This window comes from Streptomyces sp. NPDC111802, assembly GCF_055634335.1.
Genome location: NZ_JBVKCZ010000107.1, coordinates 1 through 8703, shown reverse-complemented (window position 1 = coordinate 8703; position 8703 = coordinate 1). Strand labels below are relative to the sequence as shown.

The following is an 8703-nucleotide window of genomic DNA, read 5'->3' as shown; positions in this document are numbered from 1 at the left end:
CGATTCCACCCCCGCGGCCACTCGACGGGCTACCAGCCGCGGAAGCGATCATGCCGTCAACACAGCGTCCTCGCAGAGAATTGAGCAACAGAGTCCTCATCACGCTGGCAGCCCAGGGCCAGCCGCAGGTGCTCCGCCGGAGCCGCACGCCGGTCGCGGTGCTTCTGCCCGTCGACACCGACTCTCGTACCCACTCGTCCGATCCGGCCGCGGCCGGGATCGAGGCATCCGCCGGAGGTGCGGTGAACAGCCAAGGCAATCGGGAACGCGGCAGCGCGCCGCGCAGGCTCGCCACGCTGGGCGACGCCATCGGTTCCATGCTCGCCTCCGGCCCGGCCGGCGGCCTCACGTTCGGGCTGCCTGGGCTGGACGCGGCGACAGGTGGTCTGCAGCCCGGCCGGTTGACGCTGGTCGCCGCCGCCCCGAACGTGGGCGGAAGTCTGCTGGGACTGGCCGCAGCACGGCAGAGCGCGCTCGTCGACAACGTCCGAGTTCTGTACGCGGCGTCGGGGCCGAGCCAGGCCGACATCATGCGCAGGATCGTCTCCGCGGAGACCGGGGGTGACTACCCGCGACTGAAGCAGGGCCGCCTCACGCCGCAAGAGCAGCAGGTGGCCCAGGAGTTGGTCCAGGCGCCGCTGCTGATCGACGACGGCAGTGATCTGACCGCCGACGCGATCGCGGAGACGGCCCCGTACGTCCAGGACCTGGCCCTGGTGGTCGTGGACCGGCTGCAGACCACCGACAACGCCCGGCTTCCCCTGTCGGGTGCCCGTCTCCCGGACGCCTCCCAGGTCCTGGCCTCCCTCGCGCGGACCCTGCACGTGCCCGTGCTCGCCATCGTGGACAGCGACGATCCCACGCTCCTGGGTCTCCTGGACGCCGACGTCCTGGTGACGCTCACGCCGACTGAGGACCCTGCCAAGGTCCAGGCGACGGTCGCGGAGCGCGACTTCGGCGCGATCGGCTCGGCGTACCTGAGCCCCGATCTATTGCACGCCCGCTTCCTCGACGCCGGTGGCGCTCCCGTCGGCCGTACGGGCGGAAACGAACCTGCGCAGAGTGTGGGCAGCGCCGTGGAGCGGGAGTTGGCCGAAGCGGCGCTGCCCTACACGTCCGGTGCCCGGCAGGGACTGCCGGCTTCCGTCACTCACGTGCTGGCCGCGCTGCGCACCGCGCTGGTCAAGGGTGACGAGGCAGCCCTTGCCGAACTCGGGCCAGCCCTGGCCGAGACGGCTGCGGCGCCGCAACTGCCCAACGACGCCGAGGGGCGCCGTCTCGCCGCCGCGCTGAACGCCTACAACACCGCTGTGTCCGTCGGCGCCCCCGGGCTGCCCGCCGCTACCGGGCCCGCCGCGGGCAGCGGACATGTCCCATACGACGAAAACGACGCGGAAGCAGACGTGGAACTTCAGCCGGGAGACGAGGAGGACGAGCCCGAAGGCGCGCCCTTCCCCGCGCTGAAGCTCCTCAAGGACGCGGTCGGCCGCTCGAAGATGCACCCGATCAGGGTCATCCGCATCGAGGACCGGGAGAGCGATCCGTGGCCGCTGATCAGTGAGCACATGGACGGCGAACCGCGCTGGGTCCACCCCGACGTCACCAGTACGCGGGTGCCCTTCATCCGGGAGAACGGGAAGCGGGTTCGGCGGGATCAGATCGATGTGCCCGACTCGTTCGGCGACGGGATGCTGTGCCTGATCGACCGCAACGGCAGCTACCCGTCCGCGTGTTCGGCCGTTCCCCTGGCCCCGAACAAGCTGCTGCACACCGGCCCCCTTGCCGCGTTCGACAAGGCCAGCGCCGGGATCTACCTCATCGACATCCCGCAGTGGACCCGCACCGACATGCCGCACCCGCTGGGACGCATCGTTGACCGGCCCGACGAGCAGGGCCGCGTGTGGGTCACCACCCCGCACATCAAGCAGCTGGAGAGGCTCGTCCGCGAAGGCCACCTCGCCGCGATGCCGACCATCCACGACTCCTGGACCGGCAAGGCCAACGAGTCCCTGTTCAAGCCCTTCTACGCCGCAGCCCGCCAGGCACGTATCGACCTCGTCCAGGCCGGCGGCGAGCCCTACAAGGCGTACAAGACCCGGCTGTCCATCGCGCTGCGTCTGCTGTGGCCCAAGCGCCAGGAATAGAGGTCCCCGTTCTGGCGGCCGGACTGGCGCATGAGCATGGTCGCTGAAGCCTCCGTCCGCCACTGGACCGTGGCCTTCAAAGCGGTCCAAGAAGGCCACACGCTCATCGCCCTGCGCAACGTCGACGCGGCCGTCTTCTGGACAGTGCCCGGCACGCCCCCGGACACGTACCGGATCGGCACTGGCTTCGGCGAGGTCAAGGCCAAGTTCATCCAGCCCGGCGAGATGATCCCCGAGGGTGACGACTGATGGCTGGGCCCACCGGCCACGGTGGCTCCCTGGGCGCCGCCCTCAACGACCTCCTGCGCACCCAGGTCACACCCCGCCACCGGCTGTCGTCGTACAACGCCAAGCACTGGCACGCCCAGCTCAGCCAGCTCACCGGAACCCACCGCGGCTACCGGGCCCTCGAAGAGGCCGGCCTCGACGTGACCGTCAAAACGCTGCTCAACTGGCTGTCCGACCCCGAGTACAACGTCCGCCGCAGCTACCGCGACCTCATCCACACCGCCTACGAGAACGTCGCCATCGTCCCCGCCGAACCGATCCCCGACCACGTCAAGAACGGCGACTTCGAGATCAGCGGCTGGGTCACCACCGGCCGCGACCGGCGCCAGCGCGGGACACGCGCCGCCGCCCCCCCTGCGCATCGACGGCCGATCGGGCGACTGGAGCGAGATCGAGGCACTCTGGATGGCCGGCGAGCTCACCGACGACGACTTCGAGGACCACTTCATCGACGACGTCATCGTGCAGGACATCGGCGAAGGCACCGACGGATGGACGTTCGACGGCAGCTCATACTCCGTTGAACTCAGATAACGAGCACGCACGAGCAGTCAAACTGCCCGCCGTCGCACCCCCTCACCGGCGCGCTGGTCACGCTCGGGCTTCTTGCCGCCCGCGCCCTCCCTCAGGAGTCAGCGGCCCGGGTGAGTGGTGGCGCGTAGTGCGCACCTGCGGGCTTGCCACGCGCCGTTCAAGGATGGTGAGCGCGGAGAACGCCACCCGGAAGGGGTGGCTGTCACACCTGCGGCTCCACGGTACCTCCACCTCGCACGGGACCACCCACGGCTCAAGGTCGTTTCGTCGGCACGTGAGGATGAGGCGCACGGACTTGCCCAGCCACTTGGCTCGCCATTGTTCCCCCGCGGCGCTGCCCCGCCGCCACCAGGGCGGCGGGGCCGTGCGCGTCAGAGTGAACGTCTGGCCCTTGCCCACAGCCAGGGCGAACGGGGCAGCCGTCTTCCCGGCATGATCCATCCCGTTCGCTGAGCGCGTGAACTTGTACGGCCCCCACAGCTGCGCGGCCAGCTGCTCGGGAGTCACTCTCCGATCGTTAGCCAATGGGGTGTGGTAGTCACGGTCATCGCTCTGCGCAATCTCGACGCGGATCTCATCAAGGCGGCCCAGGGGCAGCGGGCCGTCAAGCTGCACGACCAGGTGGCGCAGTTCGTCGGCGAAGGGTGGCTCAATGATGACCCGGAACTGCGGGGTCAGGTCGGCGTGCCAGCGTTCCCGCTCAATGCGCGCGACCGCGTCTGCGGTGGCGTTGGCCCTACGTGCGGCCAGCCACGCTCCGCAGGTTGCGATCGCGCTGAAGACAGCAGTCGTCCCGCCAATGATCGAGGCCCAGGGCGTTCCCATGACGCGGGAGCGTATCGGGCATGGGGATCGCGTGGGCCTAGAGGTTGGCCGCAACAAGTTCGGGCCTCAGCGCGGGCCCTGGCAGGACCATGACTGGCGCGGCTGGTGGGGCGAGGAGCCCCCATTCCGCACTCCGGTGTTCGTCATGACCCACCACCCGCGTCCGTCGTTCACGCTCTCCGACACCACGTTCCACTTCGTCGACGGCAGCCCGGCCAAGATCCTCGAACGCGCGCGGGAAGCGGCGCAGGGCAAGGACGTTCGCCTCGGCGGCGGGGGTCACCACCATCAGGCAGTTTCTTGATGACGGCCTCGTCGACACCATGCATGTGGCGGTCGCGCCGGTGAAGCTCGGGTCCGGACTGCGACTCTGGGGGTCCCCTGATGAGCTGCCCGACCGGTTTCACCTGGAGGTCGTGCCCAGCCCGAGTGGGGTGACCCACCACCTGTTCTGGCGTAGGTGACGCGGGGTCCAGTCGCGTTCAGGCTGCGACCGCGAGGGGGCGTCGTCCCGGGCGGATGCCCTTCTCGCCGCGCTCTGCGCGCGCCGCGGCTCGGCGACCGAGGCAGCCTCTCCAGGCCGCGTCGGCCCCGCCGGACGTACTCGTCGATGGCATTCGTCAGGTGGGGCAGGCGGAGCTTGCCAGGCTGAGGGTGCGGGGGCATGTCCGAGCTTGTGCTGCTCCAGGTGGTGCTGGATGAGTCGCTCGTGGTGGGGTTCCGGGCGTCTCCGCGCTGATGCTGAGGTCTGCCCGAGTGCCTCTCACGGATGCGCCGACAGCGGGGCCGTGGGGCAGCTCCTGATTGCGGCCGGGCACGGCGACACCGCCGGACTGCGGGTGACCGGACCCGTCCCCCGGAGTCCTCCTACATGGCTCCGGCAGTCGTATGGTCCCGGGTGATTTATGGTGACTCAAGGAGTATGTCCCTACCGGAGGTGCAATGACGCGCGCCGCGGCAGCGATCGTCTCTCTGGCTGTCAGCGTGACGCTCATCGTCGCGACAGTGGCTTGTGACCAGGGCGGGTCGGAGCCGTCGAAGGCACAGTACGGCGGCTGCCCTGTCACAGGAGACTACGGGGAGTTTCACCTCTCACCCGAGACGGCGGGCGCCCTTACGGTCAAAACGACGCTGCCCGCGCCGGGCTGGTGGAACGGCAGCACTCCGGAGTCCGTCAACAGCGGTTACGAGTACTGCATGGCCGCCAATATCGCCTACCGGTCCGGACTCGACCGGGTGAAGGTGGAGAACGCACCCTTCCCGGAGGTGGTGTCAGGACGGACCAAGGACTTCGACCTGGCCCTGGCGCAGATCACGATCACCCCGGAGCGGAGCGAGGTCGCCGAGTTCTCCCCGCCCTACCTCTCCTCAACCCTGGGAGTGCTGATCAGGGACGGTGAGAAGATCAACGAAGACAACATCCGTGACGTTCGGATCGGAGTGGCCGAGGGCACCACGGGCGAGGAGTTCGTCGAGAACCGCCTCAAGCCGACCAAGCCCGTCACCGCTTTCGCCAACGACCCGGATCTGGTCACGGCGCTGGAGGAGGGCCGGGTCGACGCGGTCGTCCACGACACGACCATTTTGCTGGCGTATCCCCAGAAGCAGGAGAGCAGGGTGCGCCTGGTGGGTCAGTACCGGACCGACCAGGGTTACGGCGCCCTGTACCCGACGGGGTCACCCGACAAGGACGAACTGGACCGGATCATCAGGCAGCTGATCGACGACGGAACGCTCACCAAACTGTCGGCCGTCTATCTAGGGGGGGCCTTCGGCCAGGACCCGGCCAAGATCCCGTACCTCACGGTCGACGACGGCTCCTGAACCTTCCGGGCGTGCGCACACCCCGAGCCGGCGACGGACCGGTTTCCGGCCCACTTCACAGATCCGCCGTCAGGGAACCGCTCAGATCCCGGCGGCTTCGGTATCGAGTGCCTGCTCAGCCCAGATGATCTTGCCTCGGTCGGTGTATCGAGTGCCCCAGCGGCGGGACAGCTGCGCGACGAGGAAGAGACCACGGCCGCCCTCGTCGGTGAAGGCTGCGCGGCGCAGGTGCGGGGAGGTGCTGGTGCCGTCGCCGACCTCGCAGATCAGGCTGTCGCGGTCGTGCAGCAGACGCAGGCCGATGGGGCTCTTTCCGTACCGGATGGCGTTCGTCACCAGTTCGCTGAGGATCAGCTCGGTCGTGAAGGCGGCCTCGCCCAGCCCCCAACCTTCCAGCCTGCGGGTGGCCTCAGCGCGGATCCGGGGTACGGCGGCTGGGTTCTCGGGCACCTCCCACTCCGCGACCTGCTCCGGGTCGAGGAGCCGGGTGCGTGCGACGAGCAGAGCGACATCGTCAGTCGACCTGGTGCGCAGCATCGCGTCGAGCACCGTCCGGCAGGTGTCGTCCGGGGTGGCGCCGTCCGTAGCGGCGAGCGCCTCCCTCAGCATGCCGAGCCCGATGTCGATGTCCCGGCCGCGGGCTTCGACCAGGCCGTCGGTGTAGAGGACCAGTCGGCTGTTGGCGGCCAGCTGGAGTTCGGCCGTCTCGACCGGCAGACCTCCTCCCACACCGAGGGGTGGGGCGACGGGGGTGTCGGGGAAGCTCACGGAGCCGTCGGGCGAGACCAGCGCCGGGCCGGGATGACCGGCCCGGGCGAGGACACACTGTCCGGAGACCGGATCGTAGACCGCATACAGGCACGTGGCGCCGGTCACGGCAACGGTCTCGCCCTGGGCCGCCGCGTCCTGGTCGATCCGGGTGATCAGCTCGTCCAGGCGCACGAGAAGCTCGTCCGGCGGGAGGTCCAGGGCGGCGAAGTTGTGCACCGCGGTCCTCAGGCGACCCATCGTCGCGGCGGCGTGCAGACCGTGTCCGACGACGTCACCCACCACCAAAGCCACCCGGGCCCCCGGCAGCGGGATGACGTCGTACCAGTCGCCTCCCACCCCCGCCTGCGCGGGCAGGTACCGGTGCCCGACCTCCAAGGCGGACAACTCGGGAAGTGTGCCGGGCAGCAGGCTGCGCTGGAGGGTGACGGCCGTGGTGTGCTCGCGGGTGTAGCGGCGCGCGTTGTCGATGCACACGGCTGCCCGGGCGGCGAGTTCCTCGGCGGGGGACAGGTCGTCCGACTCGAAGGGGTCCTGCTCCGAACGCCAGAACTCCACGACGCCGAGCAATTGGCCTCGGGCCTGGAGCGGCGCCGAAATCATGGAGTGGATTCCGTAGGTGATGACCTTCTGGGCCCGCTCCGGGTCCTGGGCCCGCCATCCGTCGGCCACGGCGAGGTGCGCCACCAGGATCGGCCGGCCTGTCGTCATACCGATGGCCACGGGGTTGTCGGGTACGTAGCGCATACGCGTCCCGACGGGGTGAAGGGGCGTCTCCTCCCGGATGCCCGCGGCCGCGATGCGGCGCAATTCCAACGGTGCCCCCGTCGGCTCATCACCGAGCAGCACGGCTTCCACCAACTCGACGGTGGCGACGTCGGCGAAGCGCGGGACCGCCACCTCGGTCAGCTCCTCGGCGGTGCGCTTGATGTCGAGGGTGGTCCCGATTCGGGTGCTGGCCTCGTAGAGCAGCTGCAGGCGCCCGCCGGCCACGTCCGCCCGGCCCGCGAGGGCGCGCAGTTCCGTGGTGTCCCGCAGCGTGGCCACGCTGCCCCCGTTCGGGCCCACCGGCCGCACGTTGACCGCGAGGAGGATGTCTCCGGCAAGGAAGACCCTGTCCGTGGCCATTTGGCCCGACCCCAGCAGTTCTGCCAGGGCCGGGCTCAGTCCGAGTCCGGTGACCCGGCGGCCCTCGGCTTCCGGCGGCAGTGTGAGCAGACGGCGTGCCTCGTCGTTGACCAGCAGCAGCTTTCCGTCACGGTCCAGGATGATCACGCCTTCGCGGACCGCGTGCAGCACCGCCTCGTGGTGCTCGTACATGCGGGTCATCTCCACCGGCCCCAGGCCCCGAGTCTGGCGCCGCAAACGCCCGCTGACCAGAGCCGAACCACCTGCGGCCAGCAGCAGCGCGACACCGCCGGCGGTGAAGATCACCGGCAGTTGGTGCTGCACCACACTGGTCACCGTGTTCACCGTGACCCCAACCGTGACGAGGCCGACCGCGGTCCCCTCCTTGTCGAAGACGGCCACCGTCGAGTCGACCGCCTTCCCCAGGCTGCTGTCGAATGTGGTCTGGTGAGGCTCGCCTTCCAGCGCCTCGTCGTAGGAGGTGGAGACGTGCTTGCCGATCTGGTCCGGGTCCGGGTGGGTCCATCGAAAGCCGTAAGGGCTGAGCGCTACGACGTAGTCGACGCCGGTGTTCTTGCGTACGGTCTCGGCATCTGGCTGGAGTGCCGCCGTCGGGTCATCGCTCTGCATCGCCTCCGCTGTGCCCGGGGCGTTCGCGAACGACTCGGCCGCCACTAGTGACCGATCGGCGGCCTCCTGGATCGCGCGGTTACGGTCCTGGATCACGAGTGCCACCACAGCCGTGGCGATGAGCAGCAGGACGACCACCAGCTGCAGCAGGAAGACCTGACCGGCGAAGCTGCGCGGCTTCAGCAACGACAGCCCGCGTCGGCCGGCCGAATCGTGACGGGCCTCCGGGCCGGATTCCGGCGGCCCGGCCTTCGGCGGCATTCGGTCGCCCCGTCGGCCCGCTGGGGCATATCGCCCTCTTTCGCCCATTTCATCAGTATCGGTGACCGTCCCGACGGGCGCGGCTCAGGATGGGCTCGCCGGGCTGGTGCCGCGGCAAGCGGAGAGTTGCCCGTACCTGGACATGCGGCGGACTCTGCGCGACACCCGGCCCCGCACCCGGCGGCTCACCCTGATTTCGAACCGAAACTTGTCGGCGCGGGTCTGTCCGGCCTGCGGGGTCTTCGCCACCCGGGTCAAGGGCCGGGCACTGACCCGGCCCCGGGATCTGCCCTATGGGGAA

The 8703-nt window shown here is 69.5% G+C and carries 7 protein-coding genes and 1 pseudogene; 6 read left to right on the top strand and 2 right to left on the bottom strand.

The window, feature by feature from the left end; genetic code table 11:
- Nucleotides 1-80 precede the first annotated feature (80 nt).
- From ACZ7NC_RS43435 to ACZ7NC_RS43425, 3 genes are read left to right on the top strand one after another with little or no spacing between them, the layout of a single operon-like run.
- Nucleotides 81-2144 (top strand): DnaB-like helicase C-terminal domain-containing protein, encoded by a 2064-nt coding sequence (locus ACZ7NC_RS43435; protein ID WP_471497524.1) that lies wholly within the window; start codon nucleotides 81-83, stop codon nucleotides 2142-2144.
- Nucleotides 2145-2174: 30 nt separating this feature from the next.
- A complete protein-coding gene (locus ACZ7NC_RS43430; RefSeq protein WP_471497522.1) occupies nucleotides 2175-2393 on the top strand; it encodes a hypothetical protein in 219 nt (72 codons plus the stop codon).
- Complete coding sequence (locus tag ACZ7NC_RS43425) at nucleotides 2393-2956, top strand: hypothetical protein (RefSeq protein ID WP_471497520.1); 564 nt, start codon at nucleotides 2393-2395, stop codon at nucleotides 2954-2956. The genes ACZ7NC_RS43430 and ACZ7NC_RS43425 overlap by 1 nt, the downstream gene beginning before the upstream one ends.
- A gap of 67 nt (nucleotides 2957-3023) precedes the next feature.
- Here ACZ7NC_RS43425 and ACZ7NC_RS43420 read toward each other — a convergent pair whose 3' ends face one another.
- Nucleotides 3024-3791, bottom strand: coding sequence for a hypothetical protein (locus ACZ7NC_RS43420; protein WP_471497518.1), 768 nt, complete (start codon nucleotides 3789-3791; stop codon nucleotides 3024-3026).
- 31 nt (nucleotides 3792-3822) lie between these two features.
- Between ACZ7NC_RS43420 and ACZ7NC_RS43415 the strand changes: the two are divergent.
- Nucleotides 3823-4255: pseudogene (locus ACZ7NC_RS43415) on the top strand (dihydrofolate reductase family protein); the annotation flags it as partial.
- 478 nt (nucleotides 4256-4733) lie between these two features.
- On the top strand, nucleotides 4734-5615 hold the full coding sequence (locus ACZ7NC_RS43410; RefSeq protein WP_471497516.1) for an ABC transporter substrate-binding protein: 882 nt from the start codon (nucleotides 4734-4736) through the stop codon (nucleotides 5613-5615).
- Nucleotides 5616-5696: 81 nt separating this feature from the next.
- Here ACZ7NC_RS43410 and ACZ7NC_RS43405 read toward each other — a convergent pair whose 3' ends face one another.
- Nucleotides 5697-8402: a SpoIIE family protein phosphatase gene (locus tag ACZ7NC_RS43405; RefSeq protein WP_471497514.1), complete on the bottom strand. Its 2706-nt coding sequence runs from the start codon at nucleotides 8400-8402 to the stop codon at nucleotides 5697-5699.
- A gap of 61 nt (nucleotides 8403-8463) precedes the next feature.
- Here ACZ7NC_RS43405 and ACZ7NC_RS43400 point away from each other — a divergent pair.
- A partial coding sequence (locus tag ACZ7NC_RS43400) for a hypothetical protein (RefSeq protein ID WP_471497512.1) occupies nucleotides 8464-8703 on the top strand: 240 nt, incomplete at its 3' end.

Bases quoted from the DNA above. Each gene is read 5' to 3' on its own strand.
- ACZ7NC_RS43425 (WP_471497520.1), top strand. From the start codon at position 2,393: ATGGCTGGGCCCACCGGCCACGGTGGCTCCCTGGGCGCCGCCCTCAAC.
- ACZ7NC_RS43410 (WP_471497516.1), top strand. From the start codon at position 4,734: ATGACGCGCGCCGCGGCAGCGATCGTCTCTCTGGCTGTCAGCGTGACG.
- ACZ7NC_RS43430 (WP_471497522.1), top strand. From the start codon at position 2,175: ATGAGCATGGTCGCTGAAGCCTCCGTCCGCCACTGGACCGTGGCCTTC.
- ACZ7NC_RS43405 (WP_471497514.1), bottom strand. From the start codon at position 8,402: ATGCCGCCGAAGGCCGGGCCGCCGGAATCCGGCCCGGAGGCCCGTCAC.
- ACZ7NC_RS43420 (WP_471497518.1), bottom strand. From the start codon at position 3,791: ATGGGAACGCCCTGGGCCTCGATCATTGGCGGGACGACTGCTGTCTTC.